At 70.0% G+C, this 16,854-nt stretch carries 17 protein-coding genes; 7 read left to right on the top strand and 10 right to left on the bottom strand.

Annotated features, from left to right (window positions below; translation table 11 throughout):
* The 3 genes from MBTS_RS17560 to MBTS_RS17550 form a co-directional block, all read left to right on the top strand.
* Positions 1 to 941, top strand: a 941-nt coding sequence (locus tag MBTS_RS17560; RefSeq protein ID WP_192216126.1) for an ATP-binding protein, incomplete at its 5' end; no start/stop codon positions are given.
* A gap of 312 nt (positions 942 to 1,253) precedes the next feature.
* Entirely contained in the window at positions 1,254 to 3,572 is a 2,319-nt protein-coding gene (locus MBTS_RS17555; RefSeq protein ID WP_192216125.1) for a DUF5682 family protein, read from the top strand.
* Positions 3,569 to 4,729: a VWA domain-containing protein gene (locus tag MBTS_RS17550; RefSeq protein WP_056143432.1), complete on the top strand. Its 1,161-nt coding sequence runs from the start codon at positions 3,569 to 3,571 to the stop codon at positions 4,727 to 4,729. Before MBTS_RS17555 ends, MBTS_RS17550 begins: the two co-directional genes overlap by 4 nt.
* A 747-nt stretch (positions 4,730 to 5,476) precedes the next feature.
* Here MBTS_RS17550 and MBTS_RS17545 read toward each other — a convergent pair.
* Both MBTS_RS17545 and MBTS_RS17540 read right to left on the bottom strand, forming a co-directional pair.
* Positions 5,477 to 6,538 (bottom strand): isopenicillin N synthase family dioxygenase, encoded by a 1,062-nt coding sequence (locus MBTS_RS17545; RefSeq protein WP_147833288.1) that lies wholly within the window; start codon positions 6,536 to 6,538, stop codon positions 5,477 to 5,479.
* Positions 6,539 to 6,540: 2 nt separating this feature from the next.
* Positions 6,541 to 7,881 (bottom strand): O-acetylhomoserine aminocarboxypropyltransferase/cysteine synthase family protein, encoded by a 1,341-nt coding sequence (locus tag MBTS_RS17540; RefSeq protein ID WP_018041723.1) that lies wholly within the window; start codon positions 7,879 to 7,881, stop codon positions 6,541 to 6,543.
* A gap of 517 nt (positions 7,882 to 8,398) precedes the next feature.
* Here MBTS_RS17540 and MBTS_RS17535 point away from each other — a divergent pair.
* Positions 8,399 to 8,614: a hypothetical protein gene (locus MBTS_RS17535; protein ID WP_018041722.1), complete on the top strand. Its 216-nt coding sequence runs from the start codon at positions 8,399 to 8,401 to the stop codon at positions 8,612 to 8,614.
* Positions 8,615 to 8,650: 36 nt separating this feature from the next.
* Here the strand turns inward: MBTS_RS17535 and MBTS_RS17530 are convergent, their stop codons facing one another.
* The 4 genes from MBTS_RS17530 to MBTS_RS17515 form a co-directional block, all read right to left on the bottom strand.
* Positions 8,651 to 9,034, bottom strand: a complete 384-nt coding sequence (locus tag MBTS_RS17530; protein WP_192216124.1) for a hypothetical protein — start codon at positions 9,032 to 9,034, stop codon at positions 8,651 to 8,653.
* Positions 9,035 to 9,122: 88 nt separating this feature from the next.
* Positions 9,123 to 9,332 carry a TOBE domain-containing protein gene (locus MBTS_RS17525; RefSeq protein ID WP_018041720.1) on the bottom strand — a complete coding sequence of 70 codons (210 nt, stop codon included), beginning with the start codon at positions 9,330 to 9,332 and terminating at the stop codon, positions 9,123 to 9,125.
* Positions 9,333 to 9,344: 12 nt separating this feature from the next.
* Positions 9,345 to 10,127 (bottom strand): molybdate ABC transporter substrate-binding protein, encoded by a 783-nt coding sequence (modA, locus tag MBTS_RS17520; RefSeq protein ID WP_056143422.1) that lies wholly within the window; start codon positions 10,125 to 10,127, stop codon positions 9,345 to 9,347.
* 37 nt (positions 10,128 to 10,164) lie between these two features.
* Positions 10,165 to 11,220 (bottom strand): NAD(P)-dependent alcohol dehydrogenase, encoded by a 1,056-nt coding sequence (locus tag MBTS_RS17515; protein ID WP_018041718.1) that lies wholly within the window; start codon positions 11,218 to 11,220, stop codon positions 10,165 to 10,167.
* Positions 11,221 to 11,427: 207 nt separating this feature from the next.
* Here MBTS_RS17515 and MBTS_RS17510 point away from each other — a divergent pair, with 207 nt between their 5' ends.
* The gene (locus MBTS_RS17510; protein ID WP_018041717.1) at positions 11,428 to 11,778 is read left to right on the top strand and encodes a winged helix-turn-helix domain-containing protein; all 351 of its coding nucleotides are present in this window, start codon (positions 11,428 to 11,430) and stop codon (positions 11,776 to 11,778) included.
* Between the two features lie 27 nt (positions 11,779 to 11,805).
* Here the strand turns inward: MBTS_RS17510 and MBTS_RS17505 are convergent, their stop codons facing one another.
* The 4 genes from MBTS_RS17505 to MBTS_RS17490 all read right to left on the bottom strand — a co-directional run bounded on the left by MBTS_RS17505 (position 11,806) and on the right by MBTS_RS17490 (position 14,959).
* The gene (locus MBTS_RS17505; protein ID WP_192216123.1) at positions 11,806 to 12,726 is read right to left on the bottom strand and encodes an alpha/beta fold hydrolase; all 921 of its coding nucleotides are present in this window, start codon (positions 12,724 to 12,726) and stop codon (positions 11,806 to 11,808) included.
* Position 12,727: 1 nt separating this feature from the next.
* Positions 12,728 to 13,735: an SDR family oxidoreductase gene (locus MBTS_RS17500; protein ID WP_192216122.1), complete on the bottom strand. Its 1,008-nt coding sequence runs from the start codon at positions 13,733 to 13,735 to the stop codon at positions 12,728 to 12,730.
* Positions 13,736 to 13,868: 133 nt separating this feature from the next.
* Positions 13,869 to 14,123, bottom strand: coding sequence for a hypothetical protein (locus MBTS_RS17495; RefSeq protein WP_027171111.1), 255 nt, complete (start codon positions 14,121 to 14,123; stop codon positions 13,869 to 13,871).
* 56 nt (positions 14,124 to 14,179) lie between these two features.
* Entirely contained in the window at positions 14,180 to 14,959 is a 780-nt protein-coding gene (locus MBTS_RS17490; protein WP_056143412.1) for a site-2 protease family protein, read from the bottom strand.
* Between the two features lie 201 nt (positions 14,960 to 15,160).
* Here MBTS_RS17490 and MBTS_RS17485 point away from each other — a divergent pair, with 201 nt between their 5' ends.
* Positions 15,161 to 15,994, top strand: coding sequence for an alpha/beta hydrolase (locus MBTS_RS17485; protein ID WP_192216121.1), 834 nt, complete (start codon positions 15,161 to 15,163; stop codon positions 15,992 to 15,994).
* A 10-nt stretch (positions 15,995 to 16,004) separates the two neighbouring features.
* Positions 16,005 to 16,388: an HNH endonuclease family protein gene (locus MBTS_RS17480; RefSeq protein ID WP_192216120.1), complete on the top strand. Its 384-nt coding sequence runs from the start codon at positions 16,005 to 16,007 to the stop codon at positions 16,386 to 16,388.
* The last annotated feature ends 466 nt before the right edge of the window (positions 16,389 to 16,854 follow it).

The raw sequence follows: 16,854 nt of genomic DNA, 5'->3' as shown, positions 1-16,854 counted from the left end.
GGCTCGAATCCGGATTCGAGGTCACGCCGAAATACATCGGCGACCGGCGCCTGATGGAAGTGGCGGTGGCGACGCTGGCCACCGACCGGGCGCTCCTCCTCCTCGGCACGCCGGGCACCGCCAAGAGCTGGGTCAGCGAGCATCTGGCGGCGGCGATCTGCGGCACCTCGCGCCTCATCGTGCAGGGCACCGCCGGCACCAGCGAGGAATCGATCCGCTACGGCTGGAACTACGCCCTGCTGCTGGCCAAGGGGCCGAGCCGCGAGGCCGTGGTGGCGAGCCCGATCGTGCGCGCCATGGAGGAGGGCAGAATCGCCCGCGTCGAGGAACTGACCCGCATCCCCTCCGAGACGCAGGACAGCTTCATCACGATCCTTTCCGAGAAGACCCTGCCGATCCCGGAACTCAACGAGGAGATCGCCGCCGCCCGGGGCTTCAACCTCATCGCCACCGCCAACAACCGGGATCGCGGCGTCAACGAATTGTCGAGCGCGTTGAAGCGCCGCTTCAACACCGTGGTGCTGCCCTCGCCGGCCACGATCGAGGCCGAGATCGCCATCGTCGAATCCCGCGTGGCCGCCCTCGGGCGCGCCTTCGAGATCCCGGCCGAACCGCCCGGCGCCGACCAGATCCGCCGCGTCGTCACCATCTTCCGCGAGTTGCGGGAGGGTGTGACCGCGGACGGCAAGAGCAAGGTCAAGCAGCCGTCCGGCACGCTCTCCACGGCGGAGGCGATCAGCGTCGTCGGCAGCGGGCTGGCGCTGGCCGCCCATTTCGGCAACGGCCACCTCTCAGCCCACGACCTCGTCTCCGGGATCAGTGGCGCGGTGATCAAGGATCCGGTGCAGGACGCCATCGTCTGGCGCGAATATCTCGAAACCGTCGTGAAGGAACGGTCGGAGTGGAAGGACTTCTACCGCGCCGCCCGCGAGAGCGCGTGACCCGCGCGTCGAGACGCGGGGTGAGCATCCCTGTCCCCGCGCGCGGGGAGAGGGCCGCGACGACCCCGTCGTCGGCGCGGCGAGGCGGCAGCCGAGGGTGAGGGGGCGATTCCGAAAGTGCCTCATCCTGAGCCGCCCCCTCACCCTCGCTCCGCTCATCACAGGCACGACGAGGTGCCTGTGATCCTCTCCCCGCAAGCGGGGAGAGGCGTGGCCCGTCTTCACTCGGCGGCGCCCGTCCCTCGCTGCCTCATCATTCCACCCACGAGACCGTTCGTGCCATGAGCCTTCGCCCCACCACCCCCGGCCGCGATGCCTGAGGTTCGGATCTTCGGCATCCGCCACCACGGGCCGGGATCGGCCCGCTCGCTGCGCGCGGCCCTCGATGACTTCCGGCCCGATTGCCTGCTCATCGAGGGGCCGCCGGATGCCGACGCCCTGATCCCCCTCGTCGCCGACCCGGCGATGGCGCCGCCGGTGGCCCTGCTCGTCTACCGGGCGGACCGGCCGCAGACCTGCGCCTTCTTCCCCTTCGCGGCCTTCTCGCCCGAATGGGTGGCCATGCGGCATGGACTCGACCATGGGGCGACCCTGCGCTTCATCGACCTGCCGCACGCGATCCAGCTCGCCGACGGGTTCGAAACGAGGGGAGAGGCGCCCGAAAGCGAGACGGCACCGGCCGGGCTCGATGCGCCTGCGTCCGATGATGCAAGCGAAGCTCCCTCCCTCGCCCTGCGGCGCGATCCCCTCGGCGAACTGGCCGAGGTCGCGGGTTTTCCCGATGGCGAGCGCTGGTGGGACGCCTTCGTCGAGAGCCGCGCGGGCGAGGACGGCGACGTGTTCGCGGCGATCCAGGAGGCCATGACGGCCCTGCGCGAGGGCGCGGAGACCGCTCCCGGCCAGGACGCCGACGGGGACGTGTTTCGCGAGGAGGCGCGCGAGGCGCATATGCGCACCTGCCTCCGCAAGGCGGCGCGCGAGGGTTTTGCCCGCATCGCCGTGATCTGCGGCGCCTGGCACGCCCCCGCGCTGGCGCGCCACGATGCCAAGGGACAGGTCGGCCTCGATGCGGCGACCTTGAAAGGGCTGCCCCGGACCAAGGTCGCCGCGGCCTGGGCGCCCTGGTCCTACGAGCGCCTCGCCACCGCCAGCGGCTACCGGGCCGGGGTGCTCTCGCCCGAATGGTACGACACGCTATGGAACCACGAGGGCCGCGTCGCCGCCCGGTGGCTCGCGCGCGCGGCGGCCCTGCTCCGCGCGGAAGACCTCGACGCCTCGCCGGCCTCCGTGATCGAGGCTGCCCGCCTCGCCGAGGCGCTGGCCGGGTTCCGGGGCCGGGCGCGCCCCTCCCTCGACGACCTGCACGAGGCCGCGCAGGCGACCCTGTGCTTTGCCGATCCGGCCCCGATGGCGCTGATCAGGCGCAAGCTCGTCATCGGCGAGCGCCTGGGCGCGACCCCGCCGGACAGTCCCGGCACGCCGGTGGAGGCGGATTTCGCCGCGACCTGCAAGAGCCTGCGCCTCAAGCCGGAGGCGGTCGCGGGCGACCTCGTGCTTGACCTGCGCAAGGAGAACGACCTCGCCCGCAGCCATTTCCTCAACCGGCTCCACCTCATCGGCATCCCCTGGGGCCGGCGTCAGCAGGCGCGCGGGCGCGGCACCTTCAAGGAGGCGTGGTTCCTGTCCTGGCAGCCCGAATGGGTGGTGGATCTGGTCGCCGCCTCGGCCGATGGCGGCACGGTGGCGGAGGCCGCCGCCAGCCGGGTGCGCAGGCGGGCGCACGAAGCGACCCGCGTCGCGGAACTGTCGGGCCTCATCGGCACGCTCCTCGACGCCGATCTCGCCGGAGCCGGGGAGGATGTGATCCGCGCCCTCAACGACCGCGCCGCCGTCTCGGCGGACGTGTTCGACCTCATGGAGGCGCTGCCACCGCTCGCCGAACTGGCGCGCTACGGCTCGGTGCGCTCCTCCGATACGGAGCCGGTGCTCGGCGTGGTGCGCGGGCTCGTGCCGCGCGCCGCCGCAGGACTGACGGCGGCCTGCCAGAGCCTCGACGACGACGCAGCGAGTGCGGCCAAGGCGCGGATCGTCGGCGTCCACGCAGCGATCTCCCTCCTGGAGGAGCCCGACCTGAAGGCCGTCTGGCAGGAGGCCCTTCGCGGCCTTGCCGACCAGAGCCATGTGCATGGCCGCGTCGTCGGACGCGCCGTGCGACTGCTGTTGGATGATCGGGCCCTCGATGCGGAACAGGCCGGCGACCGGCTTCGCCTCGCTCTGTCCCGCGCCTCCGGCACGATGGCGGCGGCCGCCTGGATCGAGGGGTTTTTGGAGGAGAGCGGCACGGCCTTGATCCATGGCGGCACCCTGCTCGCGGTCATCGACGAATGGCTCGCCGGCCTCGACGGGACGCTCTTTGCCGAATTGCTCCCCCTGCTGCGACGCACCTTCGCGACGATCTTGCAGGGCGAGCGACGCGCCATCGGCGAGGCTTTGAACCGCCATGGGACGGGTGTTTCCGAGGGAGAGGGATCGGGCCGCATCCTCAATGCCGAACGCGCCGCCAGGGTGCTGCCGGTCCTGCGCCTCCTCCTGGCGCCTGTGGAGAACGAGACGACGGAGGACACGCCATGAGCGACACCGAGCGCCTGCGCCGCTGGCGCCTCGTCCTCGGCGGGGGCGCGGCGGACGGCACCGGCTGCGGCCTGTCGGGCCGCGATGTCGGCATCGACCGGGCGCTCGGCGCCCTCTACGATTCCGACCGGAAGGGCGGGCTCGGCGCCTCGTCCCCCTCCGTGCCGCGCTGGCTCGGCGACATCCGCGATTATTTCCCGGCCTCCGTGGTGCAGGTGATGCAGCGCGACGCCTTCGAGCGCCTCGACCTCAAGCGCATGCTCACCGAGCCCGAAATGCTGGAGGCGGTGGTCCCCGACGTCGCCCTCGTCTCGACCCTGATCTCCATGCGCGGGCTGCTGGGCGGCAAGACCAAGGACACCGCCCGCCTCGTGGTGCGCAAGGTCGTGGAGGCCCTGATGCGCAAGCTCGAAGAGCCCCTGCGCCAGGCGGTGACCGGGGCCATCGATCGCGCCAGCGTGAACCGGCGCCCGCGCCACACGGAGATCGACTGGAACCGGACCATCCGGGCCAACCTGCGCCATTACCAGGCCGAGTACCGCACCATCATCCCCGAGACCCGGTTCGGCCATGGACGGCGCCAGCGCGCCAGCCTCAAGGACGTGATCCTGTGCATCGACCAATCCGGCTCGATGGCGAGTTCGGTCGTCTATTCGAGCATCTTCGGCGCGGTGATGGCCTCGCTGCCGGCGGTGACCACCCGTCTCGTCGTGTTCGACACCGAGGTGGTCGACCTCTCCGACGAGTTGGAAGACCCGGTGGAGGTGCTCTTCTCGGTCCAGCTCGGCGGCGGCACCGACATCAACCGGGCAATGGGCTATTGCGAATCCCGCATCACCCGGCCCGAGGACACGATCCTGGTCCTGATCTCCGACCTCTACGAGGGCGGCGTCGAGGCCGGGCTCCTGGCGCGCGCGCAGCGGATGGTGGCGTCGGGCGTGCAGGTGGTGGCGCTGCTGGCCCTGTCCGACGAGGGCGCGCCGTCCTACGACCGAGCGCTGGCGGGCCGGCTCGCCGCCTTGGGTGTGCCCGCCTTCGCCTGCACGCCGGACCTGTTCCCCGACCTGATGGCGGCGGCGATCCGGAAATCCGACCTCACCGCCTGGGCCGCCTCGGCCGGCATCGCGGCGATCCCGGCGGCGGGCGCGCCCGGCTGAGAGCTTGTTTGAGTTGTTGTCCAGGGCGATACCTCATCCTGAGGTGTCGCGTCGCGGCCTCGAAGGAGGGCTCCAGGGATCGCGCGACAACTGGAGGCCTCCTTCGAGGCCCGCTGACGCGGGCGCCTCAGGATGAGGAGGTCTGCTTGGATGATCGACTTTGGCAGACGATCGACTTTGGCATGGGCATCCGCTGAGACATCCGATCAAAAAAGACTCTGAGCGGCACGCATCTAATCCGAAGTTGTTTCGTCGGCAGACGGATCGGCTGCGAGCCGATTTCTTTCGCGAAGCAGGGCCGGGTGAAACGCCCTCGCCCTCCGCAGCCTGCGTTTCAACGCCCGGCGGGAGCGGGAGCGGATCGGCCACAGGGCACGTCGCATGATGTCCCCCTCCCCGATCCGCAGCGATGGCGTGGGCCGGCCGGCCTCACTCAGGCCTGCATGGATGGCGAAGCGGCGGGACGGGAGAAGGGCGAGGGTGCCTATGTCGAAGCTCTCCGCAGAGCGGTCGTCGGCCGCGCGGACCTCTCGATAAGCGTCGGGCTCGGCGGCGAAGGGGGCGAGCATGGTTCGGAAACCTCGGTGCGGAAGACGACGTGGCTGAACATGGCGGCGACCCCTCCGAGATGGGCAGCGTCCGGGATCCCGTGCCGGATCTCACCGGGCCGAAGCCTGGCAAAGCAAACCCCGCCAAGCGACGGCGGCGCGCGAAGCAGATCGGAGACGGCTTTCCACGCAGCGCCGATCATGCGGGGGCCGTTTCGGCGAGATCGCCGTAGAACCGCGCCGCCACGTCGGGATGGGAGCGCAGGCGGCCCTTGAGGTAGTTGCGGCCGACCTCGTGGAAGAGCGGGTTGTCGGGGTCGCTCGCCGGCCCGCGCGCCTCCGAAGCGAGGTCGGGCGGCAGGGCGAGGAGGGGCACCGTGGCGTCGTGGCGGGCGCCGAGGAAGAACGCGACGGAGAGACGGTCGCGCCCCGCCGGCGGGGTGACGACTCGGTGGATCGTGGCCCGCAGGTAACCGTTGGAAGCGAGTTCGAGCAGTTCGCCGATATTGACGACGAAGCTCCCCTCCACCGGCTCGGCCGCGATCCAACCGTTCGGCCCCTCGACTTCGAGGCCGCTCTGCCCGTCCTGGACAAGCAGGGTGAGGAAGCCGCTGTCCTTGTGGGCGCCGACGCCCTGCTCTCCCTGCGTGGCCTCGCGGCCGGGATAGCGGATGATCTTGATGTGCTGGTTCGGCGCGCCCTGGTAGATCGGGGCGAACACGTCCTCGGGCTGGCCCAAGGCGAGGGCGAAGGCGCGCAGCAGGCGGATGCCGAGTTGCGTCACCGCCGCCTGCCAGCGCAGCAGGCCGACGCGGAGGTCGGGCAGGCCGACCGGCCATTGGTTCGGCCCCTGCAGCCGGCTCCAGGGGGGCGAGGCAGCGGTCTGCGGAAGGACTTCGCGCTCGGCGCCGACATCGAATTGCTCGCGCCAATCCGGCGCGCCCCGCGTGATCTCGCGTCCGGCCGCCGTGTAGCCGCGAAAATGCGGTGAGCGCACCATCGCCACCGCCTGCTTCTCCGGGAGAGGCAGGGCGAAGAAGCGCCGGGCCAGGGCCTGGACCTGCGTGATCTCCGCCGCCGGAATGCCGTGGCCGACGAGGTGGAAGAAGCCGACATCGCGGGCGGCATCACGCAGTTCGGCCAGGAAGGCCTCCCGCTCGGCTGGCCCGGCATCCAGCCGGCGCAGGTCGAGACGGGGGATCGAGGCGGCGGGAGCAGAGGATTCCGGTGCCGCCCACGAAACCAGCGGGGAGGCCGCCACGGTCAGGCGGCCTTCGCGAAGGACCCGACCGAGGCCAGGGCCTGGTCGAGATCGGCCAGGATGTCGTCGATGTGCTCGAGGCCGATGGAGAGGCGGACATAGCCGTCGGACACGCCGGTGGCGCGCTGGTCCTCGGGCGTGAGTTGCGCGTGGGTGGTGGTGGCCGGATGGATGGCGAGGCTGCGGGCATCGCCGATATTGGCCACGTGATAGAACAGCGACAGGGCCTCGATGAAGCGACGGCCGGCCTCGCGCCCGGCGGCGAGCTCGAACCCGACGAGGCCGCCATAGCCGCCCTTGAGGTAGCGTTCCGCCCGCTCGCGCGCCTTGCCGGTGGCGTGCGACGGGTGGATGACCCGCTCGATCTCCGGCCGGGCCGCGAGGTAATCGACCACGGCCTGCGCGTTGCGGCTGTGGCGTTCGATGCGCAGGGCCAGGGTCTCCAGCCCCTGCAGGGTCAGGAAGGCGTTGAACGGCGAGACCGACGGGCCGAGGTCGCGCAGCAGCCGGACCCGGGCGCGCAGGATATAGGCGATGGGCCCGAGGGGCTTGGCAGCCTCGGTCCAGACCGCGCCGTGATAGCTCGGATCGGGGGTGTTGAGGGCGGGCTGGCGCTGGGGGTTGGCCGCCCAGTCGAACCGCCCGCCATCGATGATCGCCCCGCCGATGGCGATGCCGTGGCCGCCGAGATACTTGGTGGTGGAATAGACCACGATGGCCGCGCCATGGTCGAACGGGCGCGCCAGGAGCGGCGCGGCAGTGTTGTCGACGATGAGCGGGATGCCGAAGCCCCGGCCGATCTCGGCCACCTCCGCGATGGGGAAGACCGCGAGTTTCGGGTTGGCCAGCGTCTCGCCGTAATAGGCGCGGGTGCGATCGTCGGTGGCGCGGCGGAAATTCTCCGGGTCGGCCGGATCGACGAAACGGACCTCGATTCCCTGCTCGGCCAGCGTGTTGGCGAAGAGGTTCCAGGTGCCGCCATAGAGGTCGGTGGAGGCGACGATGTTGTCGCCCACACGCGCGAGGTTCTGCACCGACAGGGCGGAGGCCGCTTGGCCCGAGGCTAGGGCCAGCGCCGCCGCCCCGCCTTCGAGGGCGGCGAGGCGCTGCTCCAGCACGTCGACGGTGGGATTGGTCACGCGGGTATAGAGGTGGCCGAGTTCCTTCAGGGCGAACAGGTTCTCGGCATGGGCCGTGTCGCGGAACTGGAACGAGGTGGTCTGGTGGATCGGCACCGCCACCGAGCCCGTGGTCGGATCGGCGCGCCAGCCCGCATGCAGGGCGAGCGTCTCGGGGTGAAGCGAGGCGGGCCGGGGCGAGTTCGGCGTGTTCTGGTTCGACATGGGGTGGCTCCGGGAAAGGGAACGGGGCGGGGCATCGGCCAAGGGATATCGGCCAAGGGATATCGGTCACCGCTTCGCAGAAGCGGCGTGATCCCGGCATCGAGCGGAATGATCGGAACTACAGTTCCATCGACGATGAAGTCTGTTCCGGCCCTCGACTAGGCCGCCTGGCGACTGATCAAGATGACATCCGTATCATGAGACACGCGCCGCCCATGTCAACGAAATGGAATTTCGATTTTCGAGATCGATCGACACAAAGTCTTCGGCGGCAGGGGCGAGAGGGGGAAGAGACCGTTCCTTCCCTCACATTGGCCCGCCTGCCACCGGCCGGGACTCTCTTCCGCGGTTTCAGCCTCGTGCTTCTCTAACGCCGGCGCGCCGCTCCGGCCTGGACAGAGCGGACGGGCCATGGTCCTGCACTTTGGGAAGTCCCACCCCTCGGAATGTCGGGCGGGCCGTGTCGTCCATCTGCCCATGGATGCCGCCCGTCGTATCCTCGTCGAACGGAGGCCCGATGAACGTCCTGATCGCCATGCTGGCGCTGAAGATCCTGACCCTGGCGGGATCGACGGCCACGACCATCGGCCTCGTCGGCCTGTTCGCCTTCCGCGACACCCTCGGTCCGCATCTCGTCCCGCTCTGGGTCGGCGGCTTCCTGGCCATCGCCCTCGGCGAGGGCGGGACATGGCTCATCGCCCGGCGGAACGCGGCCAAGACCGCCGAGGATTAGCCGAAGCGCGGCTGTCGGGGTTCACAGGCCCGCCCCTCACCCCTGCCGTCGCTCGAACCGGAACGGCCGGTGCTGGTCCTCGAAGGCCCGCATCCCGACCGTCCACAGCCCGCCATCGTCACCGTCCAGGGTGAAATGGAGCGCATAGGCGCCACGCCCCTCCCCGGCGGGGTCACGGAACTCGATCTCGTCCAGCCACCAGGGCTCGTCCGCGCGGCCGCAGGCTTTCGTCCTGTCCACGAACAGGTCGAGATAGGCCGAGGCCGCGTCCCGCACGGCCGGGAGCGAGGCGGCGACCTTGGCCGCCAGATCGGCCTGGGCGCGGCTCACGTCCCCGTCCTCGTCGCTCAGGTAGAGGGGGATGCCATCGATCCGGGCGACCCAGCCGGCGGCCCCCATCTGCGTGAAATTCAAGGCCACGGCGTCACCTCCCCTCCCCCGCCCCTGCGGGGGACCGCCTCTTCCTCCGGAACGAAGGTGCCGGCCAGGATGAGGCGGGTCGGCTCGTTCAGTCGACGGCGATCATCACGTCGGAGGATTTGACGACGGCATAGGCCTCGCCGCCCACGGTGAGGCCGAGCGCATCCACCGACTCGTTGGTGATCGAGGCGGTGACGACGGTGCCGTCGGCGATCTCGATCTTCACATGGGCGGTGGTGGCGCCCTTCTCGACGGCGACGATCTTGCCCTTGAGGGTGTTGCGCGCGCTGATCTTCATGGTGTTTCCCTTTTACCGTGCGGAATTGGGGCCGAGGATGGTGAAGCCTTGGGCCTCGAAGAAGGGCCTCGCCTCGGCGCTCTTCAGGAAGTCGAGAAACTTGGCGGCCCCCTCTCCCCTGGCCTCGGCCGTGACGGCGAACGGGTACACCACCGGGGGATGGCTGTCCGCCGGAAACACGCCCACCACCTTCACCCCCGGATCGGACTTGGCATCGCTCTCGTAGACCACGCCCAGCGGCGCCTCCCCGCGCGAGACCAGAAGCAGAGCGGCCCGCACGTTGTCGGCCTGGGCGAGGCGCGGCTGCAGGCCTCCCCACAGGCCGAGCGTCTCGAAGGCGGCTTTCGCGTATTTGCCGATGGGCACCGAATTGACCTCTCCGGTGGCGAGACGACCGTCGGGTCCGAGCGCGGCGGCGAAGCCCTCCGCCGTGAACGGCACGTCGGCGGCCGCGGCACCCTTCGGCGCGATGACGACGATGCGGTTGCCGAGCAGGTTCACCCGGCTCTCGGCGCGGATCAGGGTCTTCTTGCCGAGATAATCCATCCATTCGAGATCGGCCGAGGCGAACAGGTCGGCCGGGGCACCGGATTCGATCTGCCGCGCCAGGGCCGAGGAGGCGGCATAGCTCGCCTTCACCTCGACGCCGCTCCTGGCGGTGAAGGCCTTGCCGGCATTGTCGAGGGCGTTCTTCAGGCTCGCGGCGGCGAAGACCGTGGCCGTCTCGGCCGCCCCGGCGGCAGGCGCCAGAACGACGAGACCGGCGAGCACGAGGGCACGGAAGGCGTGGCGCATGAAGGGGAGCTTCCCGAAGACAGGCAGGGACGGATCGTCAGGCGGCTTTGGGCAGGGACGCCATGTCGATGACGAAGCGGTATTTCACGTCGCTCTTGAGCATGCGGCCATAGGCCGTCTCGATCTGGTCGATGGGGATGATCTCGATGTCGGAGGTGATTCCGTGCGCGGCGCAGAAATCGAGCATCTCCTGCGTCTCGGCGATGCCGCCGATGAGCGAGCCGGCGAAGTTGCGCCGCCGCCAGATCACGCTGAACACGTTGACCGAGAGCGGCTTCTCCGGAGCGCCCACCTGCACGAGGGTGCCCTCGCGCTTGAGCAGGCCGAGATAGGCGTTGATGTCGTGGTCGGCCGCCACGGTGTCGAGGATGAAGTCGAAGGTCTCGCCCTGTGCCGCCATGGCGTCGGGATCCTTCGAGATCACCACCTCGGAGGCGCCGAGCCGCCGGGCATCGGCCTCCTTGCCGGGCGAGGTGGTGAACAGGACCACATGCGCGCCCATGGCGTGGGCGAGCTTGACGCCCATATGGCCGAGGCCGCCGAGCCCCACCACGCCGACCTTCTGCCCGGCCTTCACGCCCCAGTGGCGCAGGGGCGAATAGGTGGTGATGCCCGCGCAGAGAAGGGGGGCGACGGCGGCGAGATCCAGGTTTTCGGGGATGCGCAGCACGAAGTGGCCGTCGACCACGATATGGCTCGAATAGCCGCCGAACGTGTGTCCGCCGGTCTGCGGCTCGGGGCCGTTATAGGTGCCGGTGAAGCCGGGCACGCAATACTGCTCCAGCCCTTCTTTGCAGCTGTCGCATTCGCGACAGGAGGCGACCATGCAGCCGACGCCGGCGAGGTCGCCCGCCTTGAAGGCCGAGACCTCCGCGCCGACCCGCGTCACCCGGCCGACGATCTCGTGGCCGGGAACGCAGGGGTAGAGCGTGCCGCCCCATTCGTTGCGGGCGGTGTGCAGGTCCGAGTGGCAGACCCCGCAATACAGAATCTCGATCTCGATATCGGAGGGGCCCGGGTCGCGACGCTGGAAGGTGAAGGGCGAGAGCGGCGCTTCCGCGCTGGTGGATGCGTAGCCGGTGCAGGTGAACATGCTCGTATCTCCGCGATCTGCTGGCCGAGGCGGCCCGGTGCCACCCCGCCCCATCCTCGCCCGACCTCGTCATCGACGAAAGTCCCGGCATGCCGCTATATACATCTGAACATACCGGTCGCTCAAGGATTGATCGCCCGACGGCCTGGCCTATCGTCGATCCTCACCGGAACGATTCCAGGGTGTGGCCCGGCGAGGGGCGGTGAGATGGCGACGTTGAGCATCCGGATCGATCTCGGCCCCGGGAACCGCCTCGGACCCGGCAAGATCCGCCTCCTCGAAATGGTCGCCGAGCACGGTTCGATCTCCGCGGCGGGCCGGGCCCTCGGCATGTCCTACCGGCGCGCCTGGACGCTGATCGAGGCGGTGAACACCGGCTTCGGCCGACCGGTGGTCGAAGCGCAGATCGGCGGCAGGAGCGGCGGCGGCGCGCGGCTCACGGCCTTCGGGACGGTTCTGGTCCGCGATTACCGCGCCATCGAGGCGGCGGCGGAGAAAGCGGCCGCGCCGTACCTCGACGCCCTCGACCGGGAGACGGTCGCGGCTGGGGGCCGATGAGCGGGCAACGCTCCCCAGCGGCACCATTCACGCCTCATCTCCACGTCTGCGCTGGATGTCCAGCGCCGCCTCCACCACCGCGTCGACCTCGTAATGGTGCAGCATGTGGCCGAGGCCATGCAGCCATCGGAAGGTCGCGTCCGGGATCAGGCGCGCGGCTTGGCGCCCGTGCATCAGCGGGTTGGTGACGATGTCGGCGCTGCCGCACAGGATGGCCACGGGCACGCGGCAGGTGGCGTAGCCGAGCGCGCTGCGGGAGAGGTCGCTCCACAGCATGTTGGCGTTCTCGCCATCGGCGACGAGGCGCCGGGACTGGCCCGCGAGGCCGAAGGGGAATTCGGCGGCGAAACGCGCCGGCATCGGCTGCGGCAGGAACATGGCCCGCCACAGCAACGGCATCAGGAGAGCGTCGCTGCCGGCGAGCATCCTGGACAGCGCGTCCCCGCCCATCGGGCTGGCGCGCGGCCCGAACAGGACCTGCTCGAGGCGAGGCTCGGGAAAGCAGATAGGTGAGATGGCGACCACGCCGCCCGCCTCGTCGGGATAGGCCATGCCGAAGGCGAGGCAGACGGCCCCGCCGAAGGAATGGCCGACGAGGACCGGACGCCGGAGCCCCAGGCCCCGTGCGACCTCACGGACGATCTCGGCCTGCCGCCAGACCGACGCATCGCTGAAGGGGATATGCTCGCTCTCGCCATGGCCGGGGCGGTCGATGGCGACCACGCGGAAATGCCGCGACAGCGCCTCCATCGGGCCGAGCCGCATGTCGTCCAGGGTCATCACTGCGCCGTGGACGAGGATCAGGTCCGGCCCCGACCCCGCTTCCACGTAGGCGATCCTCGGCCCGGCCGGGATGTCGAGGAAGCGGCGTGGCGGCCTGTCCGCCCGGACCGGCGCCGTGGAGGACGATTCATCCCGCCGGGACCGGTCGTCGATCACGCCCGCCATCTCAGGACCGCCTTCGCGGAGACGGCTTGCCGCCGAGGAGAAGGGCGGCGGTGGCGGCCAGGCCCGCCACCGCGCTCAGGGTCACGAGGGGATGCAGGGTCGCCCGGGTATAGGCGCTCGATCGCATGACGGGAAACGGCGGCGAGCCCCTGACCGCGCCGGCACCGCGCGGAGCGTGCAAGGCTCCCTCGGAATGCTCCGCCGGCTCGGATCGCTGCTGGAGCGCGATGATGGCGGAGGCCAACCGGTCGTAGGCGCCGGGCGCGAAGTCCTTGCCCATGACGAACAGCTTGCCGCCGCCACCCACGATGATGTCGCGCTGGCCATGCTCCGCCGCATGAAGGATCGCGTTGGCGACCTCCTCCGGCGGGTAGATGGGCGGCGGCAGAGTCGGGCGCCGGTCCATGTAGTTGCGGGCGCGGTCGGGGAGCGGGGTGTCGATGGAAGCGGGCTTGATCAGCGTCACGGTGACCGGCGCATCCTCCGCGATCAGCTCCATGCGCAGCGTGTCGGTGAAGCCCTTCACCGCGTGTTTCGAGGTCGCGTAGAGGCCCTGGAACGGGAAAGCGAGGTCGGAGGCGATGCTGCCGACATTGACGAGCGCTCCCCCGCGCCGGCGCAGATGCCCGACCGCGATCAGGGAGCCGTTCACCGTGCCCCAGAGGTTCGTCCGGATGAGCCGCTCGTGGTCCTCCTGGGCGATTGCCGAGAGCGGCCCGTAGACGGTGAGGCCGGCGACGTTCACCCAGGTGTCGTAACCGCCGAAGGTGGCGATGGCAGCGTCGGCGATGGCCTGGACATCCTCGCGGAACCCCACATCGGCCACGACGGAGACGGCCCGGCCGGGGCCTCCGAGTTCCTCGCAGAGTCCGGCGAGGACATCCCCGCTCCGTGCGGCGAGGACGACACGTGCGCCCCGCGCGGAGGCCATGCGGGCGGTGGCGAGGCCGATGCCGCTCGATGCCCCCGTGATCACGATCACCTGCTCGCGCAGGGGTTTATGTCTCATCGGCGGGGGCTCCCGGTCGCTGCAGGGGTTGGAAAGAACCTCCAAACCTACGCGTGAGCCGGGAGTGCGTTGCCGGCGCCGCCGGCCTGCGCGGTTTTCACGCGCGCCCGCCCCTCACCCGCCCGTGAGCCTGTCAGCCGCCGGTGAGGCTTTCGGCGAAATCGTCGGGCACCTCGCCGAACTGGCCGAGGATCGTCGCGCTTTCGAGTTCGCCGGTCTCGTCGTCGGCCACCACCTTCAGGGCGGCGGTGCCGGGCATGCGGCCGGACATGGCCTCCGCCTTCTTCAGCGCACCGCTCTCCGTTGGCGCCACTTCGCGGTCACCGGGCACGAGGCGCTTGCGCTTGATCACGAAGGTCTGGACCACGAACGTCGTCTTCAGGGCCATTGCCGTCTCCGTGGGCCGCACCGCCCTCCCTGCCTCATAGGCCGGGCGCGGACGCCTTACCAGAGACGGATCAGGCCGTAGCCGACGCGCGCATCCACGATCTCGATGCCGAGAAGGCCGATGAGGAGGAGGCTCACCCGGAACACCGCCGGGCCGAAAGCGCTGGAGAACAGGAAGAGCCCCGCCAGGATCAGGTTGACGTGCAGGGCCGCCTGGTCGGCGACGCGGCGCACGGGCTCGGGGAGCCAGGGCTGAAGGATGCCGTAACCGTCGAGGCCCGGCAGCGGCATCAGGTTGAGGATGATGGCGGTGCCCTGGAACAGGGCGGAGACGGCCAGCACCGCCCGCAGCGTGTCGGACTCCTCGCCCGTGAGGGAATAGAGCAGGGCCAGCGCGAGGAGGACGAGGCCGTTCATCGCCGGGCCGGCCGCCGACACGGCGGAGATCCAGACCTTGCTGCGAAGGAGATGGGTGTTCACGAACACGCGTCCGCCGGGAAACCCGATCCCGCCGAGGATCGTGAACAGCAGCGGCAGGACGATGGAGGAGAGCGCGTCGGCGTAGAGCCGCGGGTCCAGGGTGAGGTAGCCGCTGCGCGGGATGTCCGCATCGCCCCCTTTCCAGGCGACGAAGGCATGGCCGAATTCGTGCAGGCACAGGCTGAGCAGCCAGCCCGCCATCACGAAGACGAAGGCCGCGCCGGACCCCTCCACGACGCCGGTGCCGATGGCGAGGCCGGTCCCGAGGAAGATCAGGGCGATCAGCAGGAAGTTCGCGCTCGGGCCGACCGGAAGGGTCGCGGCGCGAACCTGGCTTGGCGGAAGCTCTGACGACATCTCACCCCCGATGGAGCCTCGGACCGACGGACGGGCGGCGGCGGGTGACGATCCCGGCCTTCCCTCCGTGCGCACCCCCGCGCGGCACTGTCGCAACGCGGGATGCTTCGTGCGCATGACACGATAAAGTGGTGGTCTCAACAGCGCACCGTCCCCGACGGCGCTTCTCGTCCACTCTTCCGTGAGCCAAGCCCGCCCCGCATGACCCTGCTCCGCGTCCTCCTGTTCCTCGCCCTCGGGCTTACCGCCTCGGCCCTCGGCGCCCTGTTCCTGTTCCAGCGTCATCTCATCTATCCCGGCGCTTTCGGGGCCGGTTTCGGCGAGGGCGAGCGCGGGGTGCCGGCCGGGACGGAGGCGGTCACGCTGACCACGTCCGACGGCCACCGCCTCTACGGCCTGTGGCGGGCGCCGGAACCCGGACGCGGCGTGGTGCTGACCTTCCACGGCAACGGCTCGCTGCCCGAGCCGCATGCCGCGCGGTTCTCGAACGGGGTCTGGCGCGCCGCCGGCTGGGGCACCCTCGCTATCGCCTATCGCGGCTATCCGGGCTCCACCGGCTCACCGAGCGAGGCGGGCCTCATCGAGGACGGGCTGGCCGCCTACCGCTTCGTGCGAGACCGCGCCCCGGACGCACCGATCCTGCTCCACGGCCATTCCATGGGGGCGGCGGTGGCCGTGGCCGTGGCCGCGCGCGAGCCGCATCTCGGCCTCTATCTCGAAGCGCCCTTCGTCTCCCTCACCCGCCTCGTCGGCGAACACTTCCCTCTGCTGCCCCGGCTGCTCCTGCGCGATACCTGGCGCTCGGATCGCCGCATCGGCGAGGCGGCGGGGCGCATCCTCATCGTCCATGGCACCGGCGACCCCGTGATTCCGGTGGCGCATGGGCGCGACCTCGCTGCCCTCGCCGGCACCAGGGCGCGGTTCGTCGCCGTGCCGGGCGATCACGTCTCGCTCCTCGGCCAGCGCGACGCGGAGGCGGAAGCGACGTTCCGTCCCGTCAGGAGTGCCGAGCCCAGTCCGGCGCTGCCGCGTTGATACCTGCAGGATGGGAGACGGGAATTTGGGACGACGCGCCCGGCAATGGCGGGAGGACGAGGAGACCGCGGGCCGGCCAGCCGGTCCCGCGATCTGCCCGCTCTGCGAACGGCCGATCCCGCCGCGCGCCAAGTCGAGCCTGCACCACCTCACGCCCAAGCTGAAGGGCGGCGCCAAGGCCGGCACCGTCCGCCTGCACCAGATCTGCCATTCGGCGATCCACGCCCGCTACAGCGAGGCCGAGATCGCCCGGCGTCTGGCCGATATCGAGGTTCTGCGGGCCGACCCCGAAATCAGCGGCTTCCTCGCCTGGGTGCGCACCAAGCCGGACGATTTCCACGCCGCGACGCGGATGACGCGGGCTCGCAAGCTCTCGCGCCGCAAGGTCTCCTGACGCCCCGCCCCATTCGATGGGTCCGCATCGTGGCTCCCCCTGCCCGGACCTGATGGCCAGGGGCGTCGAGGACTCACGTCAAATCGGGCGTCTTTTTCTTTAGAATAATTCGTTTTTGTTGCCTTGGAAGCACGACAGCCCAGCAAGCACTTCGCAGTCCTTGCTGAATTTCATGTAATAAATTATTCGATTTAGTATACACAAAGTCGATCCATAGATTCATAAATTATAAAACGCTGGCTCCGAGCCAAAAACTCGCATGCTTGTCGCAAAAACGGGAATGCAACGGTGCGTAAGCGCGTCTCGAAACTGGCAACAACCCTGAGTTACTCCGCGGTCGGCATCGCCTCGCTAGGTCTCGCTGGCATCGGGTCGCCCTCGAGCGCGTGGGCGCAGACCGCGGTGCGGCTGGACGAGCTTTCGGTGGAGGCCTCGTCCGGCGGCGCGGGCCGGGGCAGTTCGGGGT

Source organism: Methylobacterium bullatum, from assembly GCF_014845095.1.
Classification (GTDB): Bacteria; Pseudomonadota; Alphaproteobacteria; order Rhizobiales; family Beijerinckiaceae; genus Methylobacterium; species Methylobacterium bullatum.
Note: the sequence above shows the minus strand (reverse complement) of the source record. Positions and strands in the feature narration are given on the sequence as shown.